The organism is Agathobaculum sp. Marseille-P7918 (assembly GCF_900625105.1).
In the GTDB taxonomy this organism is placed as follows: domain Bacteria; phylum Bacillota; class Clostridia; order Oscillospirales; family Butyricicoccaceae; genus Agathobaculum.
Genome location: NZ_UYYD01000017.1, coordinates 1 through 22,352 on the forward strand (window position 1 = coordinate 1; position 22,352 = coordinate 22,352).

Here is a 22,352-nt window from a genome sequence, read left to right on the forward strand (position 1 = left end):
AGGCTGCCCTCTTGACCGAGGGGCCCAGGCCGGATTTTAAGATTTGCCCTATCTGCGGCGGGCCCGTTGCCCCGGATCGGCGGCAGGCTTACTGCTCGGCGGCCTGTGCAAAGAAAGCCCACCGCCGACAACAGCGGGAATATATGCGGAAAAAGCGGGGCTGGGGCGTTGACAATTAGGCCCTCGAAACCCGCTGATTACAAGGCTTTCCGGGGCCGCTTTTGGGGTGGGCCGTATGTTTCTACGGCCTGCCCCTGTTTGGCCCGGATGCTGTCAACATCAAGGAGGTGTTATTCTGGAAGAAAATCAAGGCTATGTGATCCGCCGCACGATCCTGTTTGATAACAAATGCGGCTTTGTGCTGGGCGAAAACCCCAAGGCCCCTAACCCCTATGTGACATGGCAATTCAACGAGCAGGACGGACACCGGGACTTCTTTTGGGGCCACTACCACAACGAGCCGGACATGGCGGAACGGGATTTGCATAACCGGGCCGAGGACTATCAGCGGCGCTATCATGTGTTTGAAGTAGAGCAGGCCCCGGACAAGGAAACCTACAAATACTACTCCACCCAGCGGCCTATTGACATCGGCACTTACCCGAACAGCTACTTTAACCGCCCTGTCCACATGGATTTGTACTTTACCCGCCAGCAAGTGATGGGCGAGGCGTTTCAGGCGTGGGGAGCCATCATCTATGCCCATCCCCTGACAGAGCGGGAAATGCAGAATTATGAGCTCCGGCCCTCCCGTGAAAATCTGGACATCCGGCGGCAGATGGATGCCCAGGCCCAGGTGGTGGGGAAATGGGAGGATGCCCACCATGTCCCGGATCAGAAGCGGCTGACATGGTTTTACCCTGACTTCGGCAGTTATGTGGTGAAAGAATACATCACCCCGGAGCAACTGGCCGTTCGCGTCCGCAGCATTGAACGCCAGGAAGCGGCGCGGGCTCATAAGGAGGCCAAACGCCAGCCCCCGATTGCGGAGCAACTGAAAGCGGCGCAAAAGGAGGCCCAGGAACAGCGAGCCCCGGACGGCCTTAAAAAGAAAGCCCCTGACCGGGGCGACAGATAGGAGGACTGTTATGGAAAAGAAGCGTGAACAGGATTTTGCCAACCAGGAGGCCCTGCGGCTCTCCGGGGTATTCAATACGCCGATCCCCGCCCAGCCCCCGGAACGGGAAAAGGCGCTGGACAAGGTAAAGGAGCCGCCCCGCGTCTGCCGGAGCCTGGAACGGGAGGAACGGTGACAAAGAAACGCCGCCGCCCCATCCATCTCCATGTGATGGTGTCCGAGGAGGAGCAGGCGCTGATCCGGGAACGGATGGCCGAGGCGGGCATCCGCAACATGGGGGCCTATATGCGGAAAATGGCCCTCAATGGGTATGTGCTCCATGTTGACCTGTCACCTGTCCAGGAGCTGGTGTCGCTCCAGCGGCGGTGCTCCAACAATCTAAATCAGGTGGCGATCCAGGCGAATACCTACGGCGGCATTTACCCGGAGGAGATCAAAGCTCTGCAACGGGACTATGAAAAGCTGTGGCGGCCCCTTTCCGATCTGCTGGAAAAGCTCTCCGCCATCGTGCGGCTCTGACCTGCCGGGGAGCGGCTTTGCCGTTCCCCGGCTATCTCGACTTCTGGACATTTTGTCCAGAGGTGGGGATAGCCGAGGCATCCTTGTTGGCCCCCTCCTGCGGAGTTATAATATACATATAGAGGCAAACAACGAACTTTTGTAGGAGGTATGAACGATGCGGACAATCTTAAAAATCATCGCGGCTCCCTTTGTCCTGGCCCTGATCCTCATTGTGGCGGTGCTTACGTTTCTGTCCTGCGTGGCGGGGGCGGTGTGCATTGTGGCTTGTGTGGGCCTGTCCCTGCTGGCGATCCTCTGCCTGCTGGCCGGGCAGACAGTAGGCTGCATCGCTATGTTTGTGCTGGCGTTCCTGGTTTCCCCCTTTGGGCTCCCGGCCCTGGGCGGATGGCTGGTGGATCGCCTGCAGGGTGTGAAGTATGCGGCGATGGACTTTATGGCGAGTTGATACTTATGGACAAAGTGTCCAGAGGTGCCGGGCGGCGGATGAAACAGACCGCCGCCCGCTTTTTCTGCTGGGAAAGGAGGTGCGGCTATCGCTACAACCTACATCCGGCCCTACAAGGTAGCGGCTGGAAAAACTGCTATTCAGACAATGGAGGATCGGTTTGCCTACGGACTCAATCCGAAAAAGCTGGGGGCTGTGTCTGCCTACCTCTGCGATCCGGCATCCGCCCCCGCTGAGTTTCTTCTAACGAAAAGCCAGTACCAGGCGGAAACGGGCCGGGCCGTGGAGCGTGGGGCCCTGTTCTTTCAGATCCGGCAGGCGTTTCTTCCTGGCGAGGTCACGCCGGAGGAGGCAAACAAAATCGGCTATGAAACGGCCATGCGCTGGACAAAGGGCAAGTACCAGTTTTTCGTTTGTACCCACATCGACAAGGGCCACATTCACAATCACATTTATTACAACTCCACGGCCCAGGACTGCTCCCGAAAGTTTCATAACTTCATCGGCTCCAGCTTTGCGGTGCGGCGGCTCTCTGACCGGGTGTGCATCGAGCATGAGCTGTCTGTTATCCAAAATCCGAAACAGCACAGCAAGGGTCGCTTTCTCCATTATGGCCAGTGGATTGGCGAAAAGCCGCCCTCTGCACAACAGCGGGTGCGGCTGGCCATCGTGGAGGCCCTGGGGAAAAAGCCCGCCGACTTCCCGGCATTCCTGCGGCTTATGGAGGAGTCCGGCTTTTCAGTGAAGCATGGGCGTGGCGGCGTGATCTCGTTCCTGGCTCCTGGGCAGGATAAGTACACCCGCCTGCGGGCTTCTGTCCTGGGCCCCGGCTTTGATCCCGATGACATCCGGGCGGTGATTGCCGGGGAGCGTCCGATCCCGGAGCTCCCGAAGGACAGCCCAGCTCAGCCCCGGCGCGTCAATTTGATTATCGACATTCAAGAGCGCATGGCCCAGGGCAAGGGCCCGGCCTATGAACGGTGGGCCAAAGTTTACAACCTCAAACAGATGGCCGCCGCGCTCCAGTATCTCCGGGAGCATGATCTGATGGATTATGACGCGCTGGCGGCCAGCACCGAGGCGGCGGTGGATCGCGCCCACAAGCTGGCCGGGGAGTTGCGTGACACGGAGGCCGCCCTCTCTAAAACTTCTGAGCTCATGGGCGCGGTGGTGCAATATGCAAAGACGCGGCCCGTGTTCGATGGTTACAAGGCGGCCCGATATTCTAAAAAGTATCTGGCCCAGCACGAGGCGGAGCTGGCTGACTACCGGGCGGCAAAAGCTACCATGAATGATCTCTTAGGCGGCGCAAAGCTCCCGAAAATGGACACGCTGAAAAAGGAGCGGCGGGCGCTCTCTGAAAAGAAAAAGGCCCTTTATGCGGAATACCGCAAGGCCCAGGCGGATATGCGGCAGGCCGTGGCGGTCAAGGCAAATATCGATCACCTGCTCGGCCATACGGACGGGCGGGAAAATAAGGCCCAGGAGCGATAGCTCCGGGACGCAGACAACAGGCGCTTGCGCCTGGACTTCTGGACAAAGTGTCCAGAAGTCCAGCGGGTTTGGGGAGCTCCCCAACAAGCATTTTTGCGGGGCCCTCGGCCCTGCAAAAATTTCGAGTGTGCCCACACTCGAATTGCTTGCCGTTTTGTGCAACCCCCCAAAATGGCGTAAAAAAACGGAGGTACACGCTTTTCTTACGCATCCTCCGTTTCACGGGCTTTTTGCAATCCCTCTGCTGTGTATTTCATTACGGTTAGTTCTTTTTCGTCCATTGAATTGAGCATAACATCTATCTGTTTCCGGCAGGTGCTCTCTCCGTTGAGCTTGTCCGGGAAAAAGAATTGATCCACGGAAATCTCCAGCAGGGTGACAAGCTGGTAAAAAACATTGAGGCTTGGTTTCTGGCCCCGGTTCTCCATATACATGATGGAGCGCGGGGTGCGATCCACAAGCTGGGCCAGGTACTCCTGCGTCCAGCCCTTTGCCTCCCGTTTTCGTTTGATCTCACGGCCCAGGGCGTGAAAATCAAGATGTTTGTCGTATTGGTACATTCTCATATCACCCTATATTATTCTACATTTCGGGTGAGCCTATGAGAACGAAATGCAATTTGACTTGAAGTAGTATTTTATTTCATATTATTGATCGAAAAGCCTGCTTTTATATTTGGCGATCATTTGTTGTGTAACTGTGATTTCAGTTTCAACAATAAGCGCATTGTGCTGCACATTTCCGATGACATAATACGGAATATCCTTTTCCACCTCCAATTCTTCTATTTGCCTTGTAAGCCCTTTGCTATTTTTTTTCAAATAATCAAGGCGTTCTTCCAAACACTTTATAGCTTCGTCTACTCCAATACTTTCGGCAAAAAAGCTCGCAATCATAAATGGAATAAGATCGTAATCAAAATGAGTAAGAAAAAATTTAATAGCTGTATTCCATTCTTTCGTGCCAGCATCGGTTAGCGAATAGACTGTTTTATCAGGCATATTTCCATCTTTTTGTACTCTGCCAGTGATATATTGTTTTTTTTCTAAGGATTTAAGTGTTGCATAAACTGTGGAGTCTGCAATATCATACCAATCTTTTAATTGAAAGCGCGATAGCATTTTGATAAGTTCATACGCATTAACTGGATGTTTTTGGATTATCCCTAAAATAATAGTTGCCGTTTTCGTAAGCATAGTTTTACTCCCTTGACATTAGTCTTGAATTGTAGTACTCTATATATAGAGTACTACAATTACATATTAACTTTAGTATATCAGCAAAAGCAAGGAATGTAAAGGAGGAAAACTATGCCGCAATTAAACAAAGGCGGGAAATATGTATTTGGATGGTCGGTAATAGGAGCAGAAGGGACAATACATTTTCCGACAATGGCGCTATCTGAATACAATTTGACCAGTGAACCGGAAATCATTATTTTCACTGGTAGTAAAATAACTGGCGGTTTTTGCGTCACAAATCAAAGGATGTTAGCATCTTCAAAATTAAAGCACATCATAGATGATTTGCCGGGATTGACAGGGGAACATTCAAGTAGTGCGGGTCAGTTTATTCCATATAAGGGAAGAAGCTATGCATGGCTTCCATTATCCAAAGAAGGAACAGTGCAGCTACCCCAAAAAACGCTGAAATTTCTTAATCTTAAAGCCGGTGATCGGTTAATGTCCATTCGTAGTAGCGACATCGCTTTTACAATGGGAGCTAAAGGGCCTCTTATTGAAAAGGGAATGAATTATCCTGGACAGATAGAAGTTTTCTGACTTTTCTAAACCTCATACAAGATTTACCGCCCAACGGGATAATAAAAAAACCGTTGTTTCGGCGGCTGGATCATCACGCGCCAAAACAAAATACAGTAGCCTTACGGCGGTTTTGAAATAACAAATTTCAAGCCGCCGTTTTCTTTTTGAAAAATTAGAATACGGGGGGTGTGTTAAAGTCGCCCTTTTTTAAGGATACGGCGGTGTCCGGGAGGTATCGCCGTGTCCTTTTCTCTTTTCCATCCCCCTAACCTGTCAAAAAAAGCTCATCCCCCGAACAGGATCAGTCCGGCGGTGGATGTGCAATTTGGCAGTACATAAATGAATGTATAATTTCGTGCGCTTGTGTGGCCTTGTGTCGCGCAGGCGCATTTTGTTTGTCCGACTTCTGGACACTTTGTCCAGAGGTGCGGAGCGGCTCCCCTGGGTGCCGCTCTCCGCCAGTCCCCGTTTCGGTCACTCGTTCACCCAACACCGAAACGGAGGTTTATAATGACTACCATCAATCTGAAAGATTTTTATTATTGGTACATACAGGATCAGTTTATTGAGGTTTCCGAGGAAGTGGCCGGGGTGCTTCGGGCCAGCGTCCGCTATGAAGCGGCCTACCAGCGGCGGCTCACCCGGCACAAGGCGCAGTATTCCTTGGACTGTGAGGATGGGATCGAATACTCCGCCTGCCTGCATGAGCCCACGCCCCAGGAGCTTCTGGAGCGCATGGAGCTGTTTGTCCGGCTCTGGAACGCCCTCAACTCCCTGCCGGAGATCCAGGGCCGCCGGATCGATGCTCACATCATTCTTGGCAAAAGCATCAAAGAGATTGCCGAGGCTGAGGGTGTGCATGAGGAGTCCATCCGCCAGTCTATCAAGCGGGGCTTGGAACGCATGAAAAAAACTTTTTGATTTTTACTGTTTTCCCACTTGGAATTGATGTAAAAATGTCTTGGTTAGTAGAGAGGGAAATATAAACCTCTCCGCAACGGAACGGCGGCGGCCCTGAGCATAGCGCGGGGAGCCGGGCGACGGGTGCGCGGTGACTTCTCTCCACGGAGAACGAGCGACAAACACCAGCGTCGCAGGTGGGCCGGGCCAGCTCACGGCCACGATCCGCCATTGGACAGGCTGGCCGCTTGTCCCTCCGGGCCGCCGTTCCTCCGTTGTGTGGGGATGCCGCGCTGAGTGTGGTTGTCTTTGGGCAGGTCAAGGAAACGGGCGCGGCACTCCCTAATTTATCAAGAAAGGGGAACGCTCTATGAACTATGATCCAGAACTGGCGGCCCTGCTCTCCCAGCCGTGGAGTAACAATGCCTGTCGCGGCTATGTAATCTACGCGATGGAGAACTGCGGTTTTTCGCCCCAGGACATCCGGCGTGTGGTGGCTGAGCTCTATGAGGTCTTTGACATCCGTGGACTGGAAGAGGCCCAGCAACACTACGAGCGGAGTCCCTACTGACTTCTGGACACTTTGTCCAGAGGTATATATCCGGCCAAAGGCCAGCACTTTCGCGGTGCTGGCCTTTGCCATGTTTCAAAACATTCTTTGATTGTATGGGAGGGATTTTATGCAGGCACAGGTCAAATACGAAAGTGAAGTTAAAACTGCTGTTCTCGGAGATCGCATGATCACCGTCAAAAATCTCACCCCCGTTTTTTCCCCGCAGGAACAGGATAAACGCAACCGCGAGGTCGAGCGACGGCTGTTCGATGTGTTCCGCAAATATGCCGGGCGGGGGTAGGCCAGAGTCATCCTTGTGGTAAGGGGGCGGCAGAGGTACAATATAATTGTAGGTTGGCTCCCGTTTAACGGAAGGGAGCTAATTATGGATAGTAGAATAGATGCAATTTACGGGCGGCAGTCGATTGACAAAAAGGACAGTATTAGCATTGAAAGTCAATTTGAGTTTTGCCGCTATGAGCTTAAAGGCGGTGAGGGTAAGGAATACAAAGACAAGGGTTACTCTGGCAAGAACATTGAGCGCCCCGACTTCCAGCGGCTTCTGCAGGACATCAAGCTGGGCTTGATTAAGCGGGTGATCGTCTACAAGCTGGATCGGATTAGCCGTTCCATCGTGGACTTCGCAAAGCTCATGGAACTGTTCAAACAGTACGATGTAGAGTTTGTGTCCTGCACAGAAAAGTTTGACACTTCCACGCCGATGGGCCGGGCGATGCTCAATATCTGCATTGTCTTTGCCCAGCTTGAACGCGAAAGCATCCAGATGCGTGTGCAGGACGCTTTCTATTCCCGGTGTACCAAAGGTTACTATATGCGGGGCCGGACGCCATACGGTTTTGATACCGAGCCCATCGTCATGGACGGGATCAAGACAAAGAAGCTGGTGGAAAATGCGGAAATGGATTTTGCCGAACTGATGTATCAAATGTATGCGGAGCCGGGCAACTCCTACGGCGATATATCCCGGTACTTTGCCGAGAACGACATTAAGGTTTATGACAAGTCCCTAAAGCGCGGGTTTATTGCTCAACTGCTGAGAAACCCCGTCTACGTCCAGGCCGATATGGACATCTACGAATACTTCAAGGCCCAGGGCGTAAAAATTGAAAGTCCCCCGGAAATGTTCACAGGGGACAATAGCTGTTATCTCTATCAAGGGCGCGAGGGCGAGGAGCCGATCCTTGTGATTGCTCCCCACCAGGGGCGCATCCCCTCCCAGCTCTGGCTGACCGTTCAGCGCAAGCTCTCACAAAACACCACATTCCAGAATGGCCGGAAATGCCATAACACATGGCTGGCCGGGAAAATCAAGTGTGGACGTTGCGGCTATGCCCTGGCAAGTCTGAACGCCAGAAATGGTGTCACCTACCTGCGATGCAAACAACGGGCAGACAATAAGAGCTGCGAGGGAGCCGGTACGCTGACCGCGCAAAGCATGGAGGCGTTTGTTTACGGCGAGATGGTTAAGAAGATGCGGAAATTCCACACGCTGAAAGGCGGCAAGGAACAAAGCTATAATCCGAAGCTGACCGCCGCCCGTGTTGCCCTTGCAAAGACGGAAAGCGAGATCGAGAAACTTCTGGACACTTTGTCCGGCGCTAATCCGCTTCTCCTGCAATACGCAAACACCCGCATTGAGGAACTGGATGCGGAACGGCAGAAACAGCTCCGGCTGGTCGCAGACCTCACCGCTAATTCTGTTTCCGCTTCACAGATTGATAGCATTACGGGCTATCTTGATGATTGGGAGTCCGTGAGCTTTGACGATAAGCGTAAAGTGGTTGATATACTCATATCACAGATTGACGCTACCAGTGAGAGTGTTACAATCCACTGGAAAATCTAAAACCTTTTCACTTGGCATTATGCCCTTGTAAAAAATAGTTTGCCAAAGTGAAAAATAACCGTTTTTTAAGCGCTTAAATCTTTTGGGAATTATTTCATATGTACTTTGACATTCTTTCATACCCCTAAAGCTTATCTTCACGCTCCCTAACCTTTCTCCAAGATAAAATACTTGGAATGTTGTTTTAAAACTAAAATCATCCCAGCGATCCTGTTGAAGGTATATTATGTCACTCTCATTTCCACACCATGTTGCCCGGCTGATTACTTGAAAAAGCATATTCTTTCCCCCTGCCCAATCTACAAGCTATATTTAGTTAACCGGAAACTTCGCAGTATTATGTAATAGCGCAGTTTTTAGGGGCTTGTTGAAACTTGTTTTTTATTATACTACTTCGAAATTTTTAGCGCTTAGACTAACCGCATCAAAGCAATCCATATTCTTGCTTTATATTTTATAAAAATTCAAAAACTGCTTTTTACGCAATGTTAACGCCCCTATTATAGCTATACCGCTGTAAGCAATTATACTTTTTGGAAGAAATTTGTTTGTATTTAAAATATTGTATCATTATTTCTGTGTTAACACAACAAAATAGGGTTTTCCATTACCGTAGTTCACAGCTAACAAAAAAAGAAGCGCCGCCACTGGACAAAATATCCGATGGCGGCGCTTTTGTTTTACTTGCCAAAGGTGAAAATTCGGCGTATTTCCTATGCAGAAATGCCCTATCGCCCCACAAAAGAAATCCTATTGCCCCTACACAGAACAGCCACCACAGGCTGTTTCTTCGCCCATTTTAAACCCTAATTCCTGCACTTTTGGGAGCGGCGGGAAAGATAGTGCGGGCAGGACACTACCACCGCCCGGAAACTCTGCTTACAGGGATGAACACAGTTTTTGCAGAGCTTGTTATACTGACGCCTGCCGTTCTCGCCCAGGAAGAACGACCATTCCAGACGCCATTTCTTACTCCGGCTCATAAGTCGCCCAACTCCGGGGGCTTCTTCTGCGGGGCGGGATTGTCCGGGCCCTTCCGTTCCTCGCACTCCCGTTTCGCGTCCTCCAGCCGCTCCCGGATAGAGGGCTTTTTCTCCGGCGTGGTCCTGCGCGCCTCGTCCCGGGCTTTCTCCAATTCCTCACCACGGCGGCCGTTGTTGATGATCCCGTCGATCATCCCATAGTCGTCCTCCAGGGTCAGCTCGGCGGTGCGCAGCGGGTTTTCCGGCTCCACGGGAACGGATACGATCTGCCCGTTGATGCTGGCGAACAGTTCCGGCCGCTTGAATTGCTCGGTGTACTTCTGGATCATGTCCGGGGGTAGGGACGCAAAACTCTCCGGCCCCAGGCCCACCACCAGGAAGGTGCCCGCCACAATGTCGTAAATCTCCCCATGCTCGTCCCGGAGGGAACGGTTCAGGTCCAGACCGATGAGCTTGCCTTCATCGTTCAACACCAGCCCCACCGGATCCTCAAAGGGATAAGAAGCGGCAATATCGCCGCCCACCTCCGCTTGCAGCGCATGGAGGCCGGGGTCAATCTCCTTTACATAGGGTTCCTTCATGGGCTCCACCACCAGGACAGTCACCTTCTCCGGCACCGCTTGCTGGCCGTATAACTCCGCCTTATACTCCTGGTTTGCTTGTTCTGCAAAGGACAGCATCTCGTCCACATGAGCTTGATCCGGCTTTTCAATGGCCTCCCGGATCACCTGCGGGTCCACATCCAAATATGCCTCGTAGCCCACAGCCTCCTTGAACTTCTCCAGCTCGGAGGGAAGGTAGTCCTCCGGGGTCTGGCCCAACGCCTTCAGCTTTTCTTCCAGAGAGGCGATACGGCAATCGGAAAGGTTCTCGTAGATTTCTTCCTTCGCCGCGTGTTCCTCCGGGTGCTCGGCGGCATACTGCGGGTCGTGCTGCCGGAAAAACTCGTCCACATCGTAGGCAAGGTCCATGGCCCATTCCGAAATTTCTTCTTCGGGGATGTCATCCTGGAAGGTCATCACCCGGTATTCCTCCGGGATGCTGCCGCGCTCGCCATCGTAATACTCATGGAAGCTGTCCCCGGTGTCCCGCACATAGCCCAGGTCGGTGAACTGGCCACTTTCCTCCAGGGCAATGTCCCGCCCGTAGGCCTCATAGTCGATGTAGTTGCGCAGATGCTCCGGCACCTGCATGGCGTCCAGTTCCTCGATGTAATACCGGCCCAGATCGTCGTGGTCGTGGATGTCGGGGTAGACATCGTAGCAGTCCAGGTTTTCCGTCAGGTTGATGAGCTCCTGGATGCTGCCCGTGTGATCGCCGATCTCCATAGCCGCCTGGAACCGCTCATATTCATCCTGGCTCATATCGTCCAGCTTGGAGGCCAGGTAGTTCAGTTCGTCCAGATTGGCGTACTCGCCCAGCAGGTCATAGAGGCCGTCCACATAGCAGTCGTAGTCCGTGATAAACCATTCCTCATAGGTCTGCCCGAAGTCGTCCTTTGCGCCGATCCCGATGCGCTCAAAGACCTGTTTCAGTTCCTCCGCCGTGGTGGGGAACTTCACCCATTCACCTACAAGGGCGCCTTCGTTGTACTTGCCCAGATTGGTGATGAAGGCGGCAAAGGGATAATCTTTGTCGTAGTCATAATGGGGCATAGCGACACCTCCTTATCGCTCCGGCGCAGGCTTTTCCCGATGGGGCTGCGCCTTGCTCTGATTGGCACATTCCTTCCGGCTCTGCTCCAGCCGCTCCTTGATGGAGGGCTTTTTCTCCGTCTGCTTCTCCCTGGGGCGCTCGTGCTCCCACTCGTCGCCGGAGAGAGTGAGATACCCTTTACTGGTGAAGCACCCCTGTTTCTCCCGCATGGCATGATTGCCGAAGGGAACAGGATCAATGGTGTCCAGCAGCTCCGGGGGCAGAAGGATGTCCAAATGCTGCGCCAGATAGCGCCAACCCACATCCTCCACCTTGCTGATGTTGGGCTCCAGGACAAAATACTCGGTGTTGGCGGGAAACTCCCGGAACTGTTCCAGGGTGGTCAGACGATAGGGCGACTCCTGGACAGCGGCCAGGAGGTCACGGTCCTCCGGAGAAAGTCCGGCAAGCGCCTGGGCCGCCGCCTCCAGTTCGCTTGCGTCACCGCCTGCGGGGAGCAGCGGTTTCAAATGCTCCATGAAGTTGACCTCGGTTTTACTTTTTGCCATACACACCATCCTTTCGTTTGGGAAACTCCAGCTTGAAATTGACATACTTGCCGCCGGTATCGTCCAGGATCACCACGGCGTCATAGGTGGAACCTTTCTTCTCCGACCACAGTCCCTTGACGGAAGTACGGCCCTTTTTCAGAAGGTCGGCCGCCATCTTCCGGGTCATTTCCTTACGGCGGCTGGTCCAGAAACGGTCATTCTTCCACATGACAAACTGGCAGGCTCGGTCCGAACAGGCGAAGTTCTTCTTGCCCTCATAGACCGGCTTGCCGCAGCGGGGGCAGAGGCCAACTGTCTCCTTCTCCGGCTGGAACAGCTTTCGCCCATCCTCGGAAATGTGGGAGTATTTCCACACCAGCTCCGCCGCCATCGCCTCGATCCCGTCCATGAAGTCCTCCGGCGACGCCTGGCCCTTTGCCACCTCATTCAACCGCTGCTCCCAATCCGCTGTGAGCTTGGGAGAGGTCAGCAGTTCCGGCAGCACCGTGACCAGGTTGACGCCCGCCTTTGTGTGGGTCAGGTTCTTGCCCTTGCGCTCCACGAATCCGCTGGACACCAACTTTTCAATGATAGCCGCCCTGGTCGCCGGGGTGCCCAGGCCGCGCCGTTCCGCATCATCCGGTATATCTTCTTTGCCCGCGTTCTCCATGGCCGACAGAAGGGTGTCCTCCGTGTAAGGCTTGGGGGGCGAAGTGAAGTGCTCGGTGACGGAGGCGGAGACCGGCTCAAAGACCTGCCCTTCGGTCAAGGTCGGAAGGACGCCTTCGTCATCTTCATCCTCCGGCTTCTCCTTCAGGGAGGAACGGAACACCTCCTGGATGGCTCGCCAGCCCTGGGAAAGCACCTGTTTTCCTTTGGTCGTGAAGGTATGTCCGCCGCAATCAAAGGTGGCCGTGACCACCTCATACACGAAAGGTTCCGCCGCCGCACACAGCAGCTTGCAGCAGACCAGCAGAAGGATATTGCGCTCACCCACAGGCAGCACAGTCACATCCGCCTTTTCCAGCTCCAGGGTGGGAATCAGTGCGTGGTGGTCGGATACCTCCTTCTCGTTCACCAGCGCCAGAACATCGGGGAAAAACTCCGGGCAGGCGTCGAAGGGCGGCACCCGTGCCGCCAAATGCAGGACCACGGAGGCGGTCTCCGCCATGTCGCCCGTCAGATACCGACTGTCCGTGCGGGGATAGGTCAGCAGCTTCTTTTCATAGAGCGACTGGGCGTAATCCAGGGTTTGCTTGGCCGTGTAGCCGAACACACGGTTTGCCTCCCGCTGCAAGGTGGTCAGGTCGTACAGCTTGGGCGGCTTTTCTGTCTTTTTCTCCCGCGCCACGGATACACACACGACTTGCTGCCCGTCACAGGCGTCCCGGATGGCCTGGGCGTCCTCCATAGCTGGGATTTTTTCAGAGACCGCCTCGGCTCCCTCCAGCGCCAGCCGCACATGATGGTATTTCTCCTTGTGGAACAGGACGATCTTGCTGTCCCGGTCGGCCAGCATCGCCAGGGTGGGCGTCTGCACCCGCCCCACATTCAGGGTGCGGTGGTACAACACCGAAAACAGCCGTGAGGCATTGATCCCAATAAGCCAGTCCGCCTTTTGGCGGCAAATCGCCGACTGATACAGCGAGTCATAGTCCTTGCCGGGGCGCAGGTCGGAAAAACCCTCCCGGATCGCCGCGTCCTCCATCGAAGAAATCCAGAGACGGGAGAAGGGCTTTGTGCATCCGGCGGCCTCATAGACCAGCCGGAAGATCAGCTCGCCCTCGCGCCCCGCGTCACAGGCGTTGACCAGCTCTGTCACATCAGGTCGTTCCATCAGAGAACGGAGAATGTGGAACTGGGCAGCCTTTTCCTCGGACACCACATAGCGGAAGGGGTCGGGCAGGATGGGAAGGTCCTCATACCGCCACTTCTTGTAGCGGTCATCGTAGGCGGACGCATCCGCCAGCCCCACCAGATGCCCGATACACCAGGAAATGAGCCACCGTGTCTCGCCTGCCGGCTCGGTCGGTGCTTCTGAATGCCCTTGGCATCTAGAGGTCGCCACCGACGACCCGCACCCCTCAAAATAGCCATCGACCCTGGATGTGACACCCAGGGCCGACGCAATGCTCTTTGCTACACTCGGCTTTTCACAGATCACCAATTTGCTCAATTCTGGTCCTCCTGTTCTTCCTGTTCAGGAACGTCCTCGTTTTCGTATTCCTCGTCCTCGAACTCATAGTCGTCCGGGTCGGCGCTGACCTTTGCGCCCTGTTTAGGCCCCATGAACTTGATGTAGGCGAAAACTCCGCCGCCGCCCAGGGCCGCCAGCAGCAGGATCAGCACCAGGGCGCCGCCGCTGCCGGACTCCTTCTCCGGTTCCGATTCAGGCTCCGGCTCCACCTCCACCTCCGGCGCTTTTCCGGCGCACTCGCTCATATTCACCGCGCAAATCGGACAGGCAGTATTCACCGCACCGGCCTGGCATTTCTCGGCGCAGATACAAGCCGCGGGCTTTTCCTCGGTCTGCCCGTCCTCCAGCAGCGCCATCAAGTCGGCTTCGTCCACCTGGTTCAAGAAGTGAACGGCGGTCTCCTTGTCCTCGTTGGCCCGGTCGATCAGAATGTAAAAATAATTGCCCGCTTTCGTGGTCACGGTAATAAGCTGCTTGTCGCCGTAATAGTCGTCCACCAGCGTGGCGTTGCCCTCCGGGGTAAGGGGCTGGCCCTCCGTCTCCATGCCCCCGGTAGCGGGTTCCTCGGTGGGTGCCGGCGTCGTCTCGGCGGGCTCCCCGGTGTAATAGTCTCCATCCCCGCCGCCCGCAAAGGCAGTGACGGAGAAGGCGGTCATGCACAGGACCACCGCCAGCATCGCCGTAAACAGCCGGATTACTTTCTTATGCTTCATGGTCGCTGTCCTCCATATCGTCGTCAGGGTCCGGCGCAGCCTCCGCCTCCATCATCCCGTCGGGCAGGGTGATAAGGCCGCTGGCGTAAGCCTTCAGGAAGGCGGTCAGTTCCTTGTTGTCCATGCACACCGCCTTGACCATGCGGACGATCTCCAGATTTTCTTCCTCGGTGAGCTGCGCCTCCAGCTCCCGAAGGCGTTTCTGCTGGGCGGAGATCTTCTCCTTCGTCTTTTCAATGTCCTTGCGGATTTTCTCAACCGTTGCCATGTGTGCAAAACTCCTTTCCAAATCGTTCTCTCCAGGAATAGTTCCGCCCCAGGCCCTTGACCGTTTTCAGGTTTTTCCGGGCGTTGTCCTCCAGCGCCAGGGCGCGGCGGAACAAATCGGGATGCTGCTCCCGCAGGGCGGTGATCTCGTCGGGTTTCATACTGGGGCAGAAAAAACAGGACGATTTTCCCGGCTGGGGCAGCCCTGCCGCCTCGATCTGCCGGATGCAATCGTCCCGCGTCCATCCCCATTCCATCAGGGGATACCACTTGCTGTATTTTCGGTCGGCCAGGTCCCCCAGCAGCACCTTGTCGCTGCGGTAGCCTTCGCCCGCGTCGTAGCCGATGAACTTGACCACCCGTTTGCCCGCCGCCCACACCTTTCGACACGGCGGGTAATGGTTGCAGAACTTTTCCTGCGGCCCGATCTTGTGTTTCAGGGAACAACGTTTGAATCCGTAGGCAATGGACGGAAGGCTGCAACTTTGCAGACATTCATCCTCCAGTGTCAGCCGTTTTCCGTCACGGGTGGTCTTATACACTCTGGTAATGGGAGGCATCCCGTGGTCCTTCAGCCAGGAATCTATCACCTCCAGATAGGCGTAGGTGTGGGGATGCTCTGCCCCCGTATCCGCAAAGAGGATCAGGTCCACCGGGATACGGTGCTGGTGCAGCCCGATCAAAAGGGCGGTGCTGTTGGCGCCGCCCCCATAGGAAACCATATTGATGCTCCGTCACCTCCATCAGTTGTACGGCGGTCTGCCGTATGCGTAGAAATGGGACTGCCAGTAGCTTGTGTTCAGGTTGGAATACTGAATAGGATCGCCGCAGTGCAGCATCATCCCGTCGCCCACATAAAATCCCACGTGGGAAATCTCGCTTGTCGCGTAAGTTCCTTTGAAAAAGACCAGATCGCCGGGCTGCGGCTGCGCCACCGGCGTGGATATGTCATAAAGCCCCTGCGCGGTCAATCGGCCGGTCTGACACAAGCCGGAATTGCTGAGCACATAGCAGATAAAACCGCTGCAATCAAAAGAAGTGCTTGGGCTGCTGCCGCCCCACACATAGGGATAGCCCAAATACTTTTCCGCCTCGGTAATCAGGGTGTTGAACCGCTCGTCTGTCAGATATGCAGCGGGAATCTTCCATGCCGTCGGCGGGTTTTCGATGTACTTGTTCACATACCCGGAGGACGGGAACAAATCAGGACGATTACCCAGCGTGGACATATGAGTAGCGTACAGCGAAAACCCCCTCTCCCCCATCAGATCGACCGGGATATGAGACAAATCGGTATTCTACAAGGTCACAGTGCAAATCGTCCATGTGTAGGGATCTCCATCCGAATCATAACGGATTTCCGTGGTCACGGTTTCGGTTAAGATGTATTGCTTGTCAAAGAGGGTTTGCAAGTCGCCCTGTACCTGATCGATGGTAAATACCCCATCATGGAGTGCCGACAGAATGGAGATCAGTACATAGGGGTCATGCTCGATCTCATCCAGATCAAAGTGATACTCGTCGTAGTCGTGGGTATCCTCGTAGATGTCCAGAAATTCCTTTAATTCGTCCTCTTTGGTGCAGTAGGCTTGCTCTGCCGCCAGCATATCGGCATCCTCAGAAAGATAGGAAGTTGCGATAAATTGAGATGCCCCGCCGCTGAACATGGACGAACAAGATTGCAGAGAGCCCAGCAGCATTACCATCAGAAGGCCGATACCGCCTACGATCAGCACACCTTTCCAATGGTGCTTTACAAAAAGAGCGGTGCGTTTGGACTTCTGGGCGGTTTTCCTGGCCGCCTTTGTCGTGGCCTCCGCTGTTTTCCCGGCCTGAGCGGTTTTACCCCCTGCCCGGTATGCCGCCGCATATTGCTTTTGCAGCTTTCGTTTCTGCCACAGGCGGGAGATGGGATTGGATGCAAGCTGGGGGTTCTCCGCCACGGCTTTCCGATAGTAGAAATCCGCATTGGCCTTGACCGCCGCCTGCTCCGCCTTTGCCGCGTCCCGCCAGGGTTTCAGCTTGCGTTCCGCCCGCCAGTTCTGGACACGGCGGTTTCCGTAGCCCACAGCCTTTTCAAAGCTGCGTTCCCCCAGGTGGCCCGACTGGACGCCGGAATTTTCCTGCTCTACCTCCCGGACCTTGCCGTGGATGGCCGCGCCTGCCTCCTGGATGGGGCGGGACAGCGGATTGGTATGCTGGGGGGATGGCGGTTTGGACGGAACAGCAGCCTTTGCTGCATCCAGCCGGTCCGTTGCCTTGTCCGACTTGCGGATAGCTCCTTGCAACTCTTGCTTGACCTGATCCGTCTCGGAAAACTGCAATCGGGAGGATGAACGGCCCGCTGCGGCCTCACCCTCCCGATAGGCTCTGCGCTGTTTCCGGCGCTTCTTCTTGGCTGCTGCCTGTTCCCGGTGCAGTTCCGCACGGTCCACCACTTTCCCAGCGGCGCCCGCCGTGTCGCCGGATACAGAATGATCCTGCTCCGGCGTCCGGTCAGAGGGATAGGTCGTCTCGCCCGTGACCAGATTGACGGATACCGCCCCGTCACGGGTCATCTTCTGCGCCTCCTTTTCGGGGGCTTTCCATTCTTTCAAGGTGCGTCACCTCCTGTTCCATAGGGGCAGATGTTGACACAGGCCCCGGTTTCGATCATGGCGATGTACTGAAAAATGGGATAGGCCTGGGGCGGGCAGACTGCGTTTCCCAGGGTTTTCAGCCGCAGCGCCCGGTTGTCGGTGTCCTCGGTCATGCGGGGGACTCCTTCGGGCTCGGCACGCCATAGGATGCGTCCGTCCATTTCGGGGGGAATCCCATGAGCCATTCCACCCAATCCGGGTTGAGCGCCATTTTGTCCGAGGTCGGAAGCTCCTGCTTCGCCATCTGCGCCGCCAAGCTCCCGGCACACTTCTTGCGGATCAGTGTCTGCGATTTCATATCCGACAGGAAACCGTCCGCCGCCATCGGGGTCATAAAGAACACCGCCGCTGACAGACTGGGGCTCCAGATCGTCCCGTCCTTGTTCCGCTTGCGGAATGTCCCACTTTCCGACAGGAACACATCCAGGTTGGCAGCGTCCCGCCCCGTGGATTTGTCGGAGGCAAGGGGTGTGGGAAACATCAGCCGCGACGATAAAAGTTCGCTGGCGCTCATGCCATGCGCCGACGCCGCAAGCCGGAAATACGAATGGGAGAACAGCGTATCCCGCTTTTGCCAGGTCAAAAATCGTTTTGTCGAGCCCCATATTGATGAAGCCAGCAACATTTTCCCCAAGCACCCAACGGGGCCGCAGTTCGGTAATAATGCGGCACATTTCCGGCCACAAGTAGCGTTCATCCGCAAAGCCCCGCCGCTTTCCTGCGGTGGAGAAGGGCTGGCACGGGAATCCGCCGGAGAGGATGGTAATGGTTTCAAGTCCTGTTTTTTCAAAAAACGCCTCCTTCGTGAATGTGGTGATGTCCCGGAATTTCGGCACATCCGGCCAATGCTTTTGCAGGATGGAGTAGGGATAGTCGGCCCACTCGCATTGACAGACCGTTTCAAAGCCCGCCGCCTCTGCCGCAAGGTCCAACCCGCCGATGCCGGAAAAAAGGCTGACATGGGTAAGACGGTCAGGCATCTATCTGCTCCTCGGCAGCGATGTCCAACGGCTCATTCTCCTCATCGAACGCGACATGAAAATCCTCCAGCGCGCATAGTTCTGCCGTCTTAATGCCAGCCAGATCCGCCTTGTCGCCGAACACCAGATAGCGGCCGGGAATGCGCCAGCGGTCGAACATCCGGTCTGCGATCTCGCCATAGCGTTTGACCGTGACAATCAGGTTATTCACATCCTCCTGATCTTTGATCTTCCCGACAAGGAAAGCAAGCTGGTGGAGCAACCCGTAGAGATACACTTCCTCGTCGATGTGCGCCTCGTAGGTCTTTTCCTCGATGACATACAGCTTTTCCTGTTCCATATCCTTATCCCATCCTTTCCTCGTGTTCCACCTCGCTGGGCTTGGTGGTAAGCAATTTATAGAGCTCGGTGTCTTTCGGGAAGTCATCCGCAAAGGGCAGGATGACGTTGTTGAAGAACAGCAGCCCGTGGCCCGGCTCGGAGTTGGTCACATAAGCAAGCTGCTCGGACGAAATGTTCAGCCGCTCCGCCAGTATTTTTCGATCGCCCGCGGACTGGTTCAGCATATAGATGAAATCACTATTCTCCAGGATGTTTTCGATCTCTGGAGAGGAAAGCAGGTCTTTGGGGTTCTGGGTCGCCCCGGTGGGGATGCCTCCCCATTTTCTGAACCTCTTCCAAATCTCGGCGCTGTATGCCGCGGTCTGTTCTTCCTTCAGCAGTAGGTGGAACTCGTCCACGAAATACCAGGTGGAGCGCCCGATAGCTCGGTTGATAGTGACGGTGTTCCACACCGCATCCTGAACAATGAGCATACCGGGCTTTTTCAGGTTCTTGCCCAGGCCCTTGATATCAAAGCAGACAAGACGGTTGGAGATGTCCACAGTGGTGCGGTGGTTGAAGAAGTTCAGCGAACCGTTCACATACAGGTCCAGCGCCTGAGCCACCCGGTCGGCCTCCGGGATGTGCTGGGACAGAAGGGCGTTCATCAGGTCGCCCAAAATAGGCATATTCTCCGGCCGGGGGTCGGCAAAGTATGGCTGGTAGATTATCTGTACCGCCCGGTCAATGACGGTTTTCTCGATGGCCTCCAGGCCGGTCTTGCTGCCCATGATGAGCTCGCAGAAGGACAGCACGAAGTCGGATTTCAGCGCCAGCGGGTTTTCTTCCTCGGAGTAGTTGAGGTTGATGTCCAGAGGATTCACATAATCGGTGCTGGACGGGGACAGCCGGATCACCTGACCGCCCAGCCGCTTCACCAGGGGCGAATATTCGTCCTCCGGGTCGCAGATGATGACGTTGTCCTGAGTCATCAGCATGATAAAGGTGATCTCCCGCTTGCAGCTCATGGATTTGCCGCTGCCGGGAGTGCCGAACACAAGGCCGTTGGGACAACGGGATTGCTTGCGGTCCAACAGGATCATGTTGTTGGAGAGGGCGTTGAGGCCGTAGTACATGGCATCGCCGCCCATGAACACCTCCTGGGTGACGAAGGGGACAAACACCGCCAGGGCCGAAGTGGTCAGGCTCCGTTCGATCTTGATACGGTTGAGCCCCAGGGGAAGGCTGCTCATAAGCCCGTCCTCCTGCTGGAAGTCCAGCCGGGTCAGAAGGCAGTTGTAGGTCTGGGCGACGCTGGCCGCCTGGGATACGGCGATTTCCAGCTTTTGGCGGGTCTCCGCCGTGTGCAGCACCAGGAAGGTCATGTTGAACATTCTCTCGTTGCGGGATTGCAGGTCGGTGAGAAGGTCCTTTGCCGCACCGCCGTAGGTGGAGAGGTCCGAAGGAAGGATGTCCATATCGTAGCCGCTGCGCACCGCCCGTTTCTGCTCCTGTATCTTCATGGCGTCCAGGTCGGTGATTTTCCGCTTGACCATTTTGATGGCCTCGTTCTGGTTGATGCCCCGGATGTGCATGGTCACCATGATATTTCCGTCCGCCTCCATGAAGTCGGTAAGGATGCGGTCGTGCATCTCCGGCGCCAGGATTTGCAGAAAGGACACCGCCCCGTACCGCCTGCCAATGCGGAAGGTGCGGGTCTCCCCAAAGTGGAAGGAGGACGGAGAGATGAAGTCCTTCACCGAAAGGCCGCTGGCCGGGAGCCAGTCCCACTCAAAGGCAAACTGGCCTCCTTCCGGGTGGAGGATGTTGTAAAGCAGCTCCAGCCGTTCCTTTCCGTCCAGCACATGAGCCGCCGCCCCCATGACCTTGAAGCGGTTGAGAGTGTCGGTCTCAATGCGGGCAAACCGCGCCCGGGCCGCGGGAAGGTTCTCCGCCTCGATGGTCAGAGTCACATACTTGGTTTTCACATAGCCGTTGTTGCCCCGTTTGTACTGCATCCGCAGGATGTCCACCGCCTCGTCTCGGATGGGGTCCAGGTCGTTGCCCTGCCTGCGGATACCGAACATTTCATCGGCGGCACTACCTCCGCTGCGGCTGTCCAAAGTGACCTGGACGCCGATGGAGGGATCGTAGCCGTTATAGAAGTCGCAGAGGCTTTCAAAGATGCTCCGCTGGTCCTCCGACCCCGCCAGGCGGTAATTCACATCCTCAAAGGCAATGGTTTTGGAGAAAGTCCCGCCCTCCAGCCTGCACAGGCCGTCGGGGAATATATTCTGAAACGGGATGCTGTCCTGCACCGTATGGGGTTTCCCGTTGCCCTTGGCCTGCCGAATCACCGCCTCGATCTGCTTGCGCTCGGCACGGGTGAGCTTACGCTTTGCCGGTTTTTCTGCCTTTTCTCGCAATCCGCTTCACCTCCTGTTCCAGTTGGGATTGCCGCACCAGGGCGGAATAGAGATTGTTGGTCTGGTAGATGCGCACCTTCGGGCGAATGAATTTGTTCTGGATCAGATGCCCCAGGAACACTTCCAGCGGCTGCCCGTTCTTCTCGTACATGGCGAACAGGAAAAAGGGCAGCATCACCAGGATCATGCACAGCGCCGCCGTGGTGGTCCCCAGGCTCGCCTTTGCCAAAAAGAAAAGCGGCACACCTACCAGCGCCGCCGCTCCGAAACAAATCACTTGCCGTTTGGTCAGCCCGAACAGGACCTTGCTCTGTATCCGGCTCAGGTCCTTCGGGATCGTTACATAAGCTATCGTAAACACCTCCCGGAATAAGGAAACGCCTTTCCGATGGGAAAGACGTTCTCAGATAACTATTGATTGTCTGCTGTAATGAGTGCATCCAGACGTTTTCTGGATTCCTCCAATGTGAAGGTTGGAGCGCCGGAGAGTCTGGCCTGTTCTGCTTGCTCCAGTTTGTTTTTTAACTGTTGGAGTTCGTCCTTCTGGGGCATTTTGACACCTCCTTGATTGCTTTATATCCATTCTATCGGAAGCCCCAGAGTATAGCAAGAGGTCAATGCGCCCCAAACAGGGATTTTGCAAGGCTGCCGGTCTTAAACAGGGTGTAGCACAGCAGGACCGTATAGCCCATGCAACCCCAGATGGCTGCGGATATGTTGTCGCCGGATGTGGAGATACCCTCCACCAGCACCGCATAGATACCCACGCAGATCATAATGAGAAAGGCCTGAAAGCCCAGGGCCAGCAAAGAGCGAAGGTAGTTCTGCCCCGTGGAGCCCCACTTTCGGTTGAACATTGTGGCAAAGGGGATGGGTCCTATTGAGGTGACCAGTAGGGTAAGAACCCGGCGCCTTGCCATATTGCTATGGTAGGTTTCCGAGAACTCCCCTCCGAACCGGACTTACACCTCTCAGCGTATCCGGCTCTCCAGATGTCAGTCTAATTTCCCAGCGTGTA

General features: G+C 55.2%; 26 protein-coding genes and 1 pseudogene. 10 read left to right on the forward strand and 17 right to left on the reverse strand.

The annotated features are described in order from the left end of the window. Positions 1 to 235 precede the first annotated feature (235 nt). From EJL02_RS13375 to EJL02_RS13390, 5 genes are all read left to right on the forward strand, one after another. Positions 236 to 1,078 carry a hypothetical protein gene (locus tag EJL02_RS13375; protein ID WP_243114522.1) on the forward strand — a complete coding sequence of 281 codons (843 nt, stop codon included), beginning with the start codon at positions 236 to 238 and terminating at the stop codon, positions 1,076 to 1,078. A gap of 10 nt (positions 1,079 to 1,088) precedes the next feature. Beyond that, complete coding sequence (locus tag EJL02_RS14255; protein ID WP_164510431.1) at positions 1,089 to 1,253, forward strand: hypothetical protein; 165 nt, start codon at positions 1,089 to 1,091, stop codon at positions 1,251 to 1,253. Then, positions 1,250 to 1,597, forward strand: coding sequence for a plasmid mobilization protein (locus tag EJL02_RS13380; protein WP_055152369.1), 348 nt, complete (start codon positions 1,250 to 1,252; stop codon positions 1,595 to 1,597). The genes EJL02_RS14255 and EJL02_RS13380 overlap by 4 nt, the downstream gene beginning before the upstream one ends. A gap of 157 nt (positions 1,598 to 1,754) precedes the next feature. Next, a complete protein-coding gene (locus EJL02_RS13385; protein ID WP_125116859.1) occupies positions 1,755 to 2,045 on the forward strand; it encodes a CD1845 family protein in 291 nt (96 codons plus the stop codon). A gap of 147 nt (positions 2,046 to 2,192) precedes the next feature. Then, positions 2,193 to 3,539, forward strand: a complete 1,347-nt coding sequence (locus EJL02_RS13390; RefSeq protein ID WP_125116860.1) for a relaxase/mobilization nuclease domain-containing protein — start codon at positions 2,193 to 2,195, stop codon at positions 3,537 to 3,539. Between the two features lie 203 nt (positions 3,540 to 3,742). Here EJL02_RS13390 and EJL02_RS13395 read toward each other — a convergent pair whose 3' ends face one another. Further along, positions 3,743 to 4,105: a helix-turn-helix domain-containing protein gene (locus tag EJL02_RS13395; protein WP_430667077.1), complete on the reverse strand. Its 363-nt coding sequence runs from the start codon at positions 4,103 to 4,105 to the stop codon at positions 3,743 to 3,745. Between the two features lie 81 nt (positions 4,106 to 4,186). Next, positions 4,187 to 4,735, reverse strand: coding sequence for a PadR family transcriptional regulator (locus EJL02_RS13400; protein WP_087307742.1), 549 nt, complete (start codon positions 4,733 to 4,735; stop codon positions 4,187 to 4,189). 114 nt (positions 4,736 to 4,849) lie between these two features. On the opposite strand from EJL02_RS13400, the gene EJL02_RS13405 reads away from it, so the two are divergent. The 5 genes from EJL02_RS13405 to EJL02_RS13420 all read left to right on the forward strand — a co-directional run bounded on the left by EJL02_RS13405 (position 4,850) and on the right by EJL02_RS13420 (position 8,622). Beyond that, on the forward strand, positions 4,850 to 5,320 hold the full coding sequence (locus EJL02_RS13405; protein ID WP_087307741.1) for a hypothetical protein: 471 nt from the start codon (positions 4,850 to 4,852) through the stop codon (positions 5,318 to 5,320). A gap of 492 nt (positions 5,321 to 5,812) precedes the next feature. Next, complete coding sequence (locus tag EJL02_RS13410; RefSeq protein ID WP_125116861.1) at positions 5,813 to 6,223, forward strand: RNA polymerase sigma factor; 411 nt, start codon at positions 5,813 to 5,815, stop codon at positions 6,221 to 6,223. 349 nt (positions 6,224 to 6,572) lie between these two features. Continuing rightward, the gene (locus EJL02_RS13415) at positions 6,573 to 6,773 is read left to right on the forward strand and encodes a hypothetical protein (RefSeq protein WP_087307739.1); all 201 of its coding nucleotides are present in this window, start codon (positions 6,573 to 6,575) and stop codon (positions 6,771 to 6,773) included. Positions 6,774 to 6,882: 109 nt separating this feature from the next. After that, on the forward strand, positions 6,883 to 7,056 hold the full coding sequence (locus tag EJL02_RS14260; protein WP_164510432.1) for a hypothetical protein: 174 nt from the start codon (positions 6,883 to 6,885) through the stop codon (positions 7,054 to 7,056). An 84-nt stretch (positions 7,057 to 7,140) separates the two neighbouring features. Beyond that, entirely contained in the window at positions 7,141 to 8,622 is a 1,482-nt protein-coding gene (locus EJL02_RS13420) for a recombinase family protein (RefSeq protein WP_125116862.1), read from the forward strand. Here the strand turns inward: EJL02_RS13420 and EJL02_RS13425 are convergent. From EJL02_RS13425 to EJL02_RS13485, 15 genes and pseudogenes are all read right to left on the reverse strand, one after another. After that, the gene (locus tag EJL02_RS13425) at positions 8,572 to 8,901 is read right to left on the reverse strand and encodes a hypothetical protein (RefSeq protein ID WP_125116863.1); all 330 of its coding nucleotides are present in this window, start codon (positions 8,899 to 8,901) and stop codon (positions 8,572 to 8,574) included. The two genes, EJL02_RS13420 and EJL02_RS13425, sit on opposite strands and share 51 nt — an antisense overlap. Before the next feature lie 700 nt (positions 8,902 to 9,601). Continuing rightward, positions 9,602 to 11,260: an antirestriction protein ArdA gene (locus tag EJL02_RS13430; protein WP_125116864.1), complete on the reverse strand. Its 1,659-nt coding sequence runs from the start codon at positions 11,258 to 11,260 to the stop codon at positions 9,602 to 9,604. A 12-nt stretch (positions 11,261 to 11,272) separates the two neighbouring features. Beyond that, entirely contained in the window at positions 11,273 to 11,809 is a 537-nt protein-coding gene (locus EJL02_RS13435; protein WP_125116865.1) for a hypothetical protein, read from the reverse strand. Further along, positions 11,796 to 13,967, reverse strand: a complete 2,172-nt coding sequence (locus EJL02_RS13440) for a DNA topoisomerase 3 (protein ID WP_125116866.1) — start codon at positions 13,965 to 13,967, stop codon at positions 11,796 to 11,798. Before EJL02_RS13440 ends, EJL02_RS13435 begins: the two co-directional genes overlap by 14 nt. Beyond that, complete coding sequence (locus EJL02_RS13445; RefSeq protein WP_125116867.1) at positions 13,964 to 14,701, reverse strand: DUF4366 domain-containing protein; 738 nt, start codon at positions 14,699 to 14,701, stop codon at positions 13,964 to 13,966. The genes EJL02_RS13440 and EJL02_RS13445 overlap by 4 nt, the downstream gene beginning before the upstream one ends. Then, positions 14,691 to 14,969: a DUF4315 family protein gene (locus EJL02_RS13450; RefSeq protein WP_125116868.1), complete on the reverse strand. Its 279-nt coding sequence runs from the start codon at positions 14,967 to 14,969 to the stop codon at positions 14,691 to 14,693. Before EJL02_RS13450 ends, EJL02_RS13445 begins: the two co-directional genes overlap by 11 nt. Further along, entirely contained in the window at positions 14,956 to 15,696 is a 741-nt protein-coding gene (locus tag EJL02_RS13455) for a phosphoadenosine phosphosulfate reductase (protein WP_125116869.1), read from the reverse strand. The genes EJL02_RS13450 and EJL02_RS13455 overlap by 14 nt, the downstream gene beginning before the upstream one ends. A 15-nt stretch (positions 15,697 to 15,711) precedes the next feature. Continuing rightward, positions 15,712 to 16,257, reverse strand: coding sequence for a C40 family peptidase (locus tag EJL02_RS14670; RefSeq protein ID WP_442858024.1), 546 nt, complete (start codon positions 16,255 to 16,257; stop codon positions 15,712 to 15,714). Positions 16,258 to 16,266: 9 nt separating this feature from the next. Beyond that, the gene (locus EJL02_RS13460; protein ID WP_442858025.1) at positions 16,267 to 17,565 is read right to left on the reverse strand and encodes a CD1108 family mobile element protein; all 1,299 of its coding nucleotides are present in this window, start codon (positions 17,563 to 17,565) and stop codon (positions 16,267 to 16,269) included. Then, positions 17,562 to 18,587, reverse strand: a complete 1,026-nt coding sequence (locus EJL02_RS13465) for a DNA cytosine methyltransferase (RefSeq protein ID WP_125116870.1) — start codon at positions 18,585 to 18,587, stop codon at positions 17,562 to 17,564. The genes EJL02_RS13460 and EJL02_RS13465 overlap by 4 nt, the downstream gene beginning before the upstream one ends. Beyond that, positions 18,580 to 18,927 (reverse strand): hypothetical protein, encoded by a 348-nt coding sequence (locus EJL02_RS13470; protein ID WP_125116871.1) that lies wholly within the window; start codon positions 18,925 to 18,927, stop codon positions 18,580 to 18,582. Before EJL02_RS13470 ends, EJL02_RS13465 begins: the two co-directional genes overlap by 8 nt. A gap of 4 nt (positions 18,928 to 18,931) precedes the next feature. Beyond that, positions 18,932 to 21,334 (reverse strand): VirB4-like conjugal transfer ATPase, CD1110 family, encoded by a 2,403-nt coding sequence (locus EJL02_RS13475; protein ID WP_125116872.1) that lies wholly within the window; start codon positions 21,332 to 21,334, stop codon positions 18,932 to 18,934. After that, positions 21,300 to 21,686, reverse strand: coding sequence for a PrgI family protein (locus tag EJL02_RS13480; protein ID WP_059004499.1), 387 nt, complete (start codon positions 21,684 to 21,686; stop codon positions 21,300 to 21,302). Before EJL02_RS13480 ends, EJL02_RS13475 begins: the two co-directional genes overlap by 35 nt. A gap of 59 nt (positions 21,687 to 21,745) precedes the next feature. Beyond that, on the reverse strand, positions 21,746 to 21,886 hold the full coding sequence (locus EJL02_RS14265) for a hypothetical protein (RefSeq protein ID WP_164510433.1): 141 nt from the start codon (positions 21,884 to 21,886) through the stop codon (positions 21,746 to 21,748). A 62-nt stretch (positions 21,887 to 21,948) separates the two neighbouring features. Further along, positions 21,949 to 22,230, reverse strand: a pseudogene (locus EJL02_RS13485) (VirB6/TrbL-like conjugal transfer protein, CD1112 family); the annotation flags it as partial. Positions 22,231 to 22,352 lie beyond the last annotated feature (122 nt).

Coding starts and splice junctions, on each gene's coding strand:
- EJL02_RS13435 (WP_125116865.1), bottom strand. CDS start 11,809: ATGGCAAAAAGTAAAACCGAGGTCAACTTCATGGAGCATTTGAAACCG.
- EJL02_RS13400 (WP_087307742.1), bottom strand. CDS start 4,735: ATGCTTACGAAAACGGCAACTATTATTTTAGGGATAATCCAAAAACAT.
- EJL02_RS13450 (WP_125116868.1), bottom strand. CDS start 14,969: ATGGCAACGGTTGAGAAAATCCGCAAGGACATTGAAAAGACGAAGGAG.
- EJL02_RS13375 (WP_243114522.1), top strand. CDS start 236: ATGTTTCTACGGCCTGCCCCTGTTTGGCCCGGATGCTGTCAACATCAA.
- EJL02_RS14265 (WP_164510433.1), bottom strand. CDS start 21,886: ATGCCCCAGAAGGACGAACTCCAACAGTTAAAAAACAAACTGGAGCAA.
- EJL02_RS14255 (WP_164510431.1), top strand. CDS start 1,089: ATGGAAAAGAAGCGTGAACAGGATTTTGCCAACCAGGAGGCCCTGCGG.
- EJL02_RS13410 (WP_125116861.1), top strand. CDS start 5,813: ATGACTACCATCAATCTGAAAGATTTTTATTATTGGTACATACAGGAT.
- EJL02_RS13465 (WP_125116870.1), bottom strand. CDS start 18,587: ATGCCTGACCGTCTTACCCATGTCAGCCTTTTTTCCGGCATCGGCGGG.
- EJL02_RS13385 (WP_125116859.1), top strand. CDS start 1,755: ATGCGGACAATCTTAAAAATCATCGCGGCTCCCTTTGTCCTGGCCCTG.
- EJL02_RS14260 (WP_164510432.1), top strand. CDS start 6,883: ATGCAGGCACAGGTCAAATACGAAAGTGAAGTTAAAACTGCTGTTCTC.
- EJL02_RS13395 (WP_430667077.1), bottom strand. CDS start 4,105: ATGAGAATGTACCAATACGACAAACATCTTGATTTTCACGCCCTGGGC.
- EJL02_RS13470 (WP_125116871.1), bottom strand. CDS start 18,927: ATGGAACAGGAAAAGCTGTATGTCATCGAGGAAAAGACCTACGAGGCG.
- EJL02_RS13415 (WP_087307739.1), top strand. CDS start 6,573: ATGAACTATGATCCAGAACTGGCGGCCCTGCTCTCCCAGCCGTGGAGT.
- EJL02_RS13390 (WP_125116860.1), top strand. CDS start 2,193: ATGGAGGATCGGTTTGCCTACGGACTCAATCCGAAAAAGCTGGGGGCT.
- EJL02_RS13425 (WP_125116863.1), bottom strand. CDS start 8,901: ATGCTTTTTCAAGTAATCAGCCGGGCAACATGGTGTGGAAATGAGAGT.
- EJL02_RS13430 (WP_125116864.1), bottom strand. CDS start 11,260: ATGCCCCATTATGACTACGACAAAGATTATCCCTTTGCCGCCTTCATC.
- EJL02_RS13445 (WP_125116867.1), bottom strand. CDS start 14,701: ATGAAGCATAAGAAAGTAATCCGGCTGTTTACGGCGATGCTGGCGGTG.
- EJL02_RS13405 (WP_087307741.1), top strand. CDS start 4,850: ATGCCGCAATTAAACAAAGGCGGGAAATATGTATTTGGATGGTCGGTA.
- EJL02_RS13420 (WP_125116862.1), top strand. CDS start 7,141: ATGGATAGTAGAATAGATGCAATTTACGGGCGGCAGTCGATTGACAAA.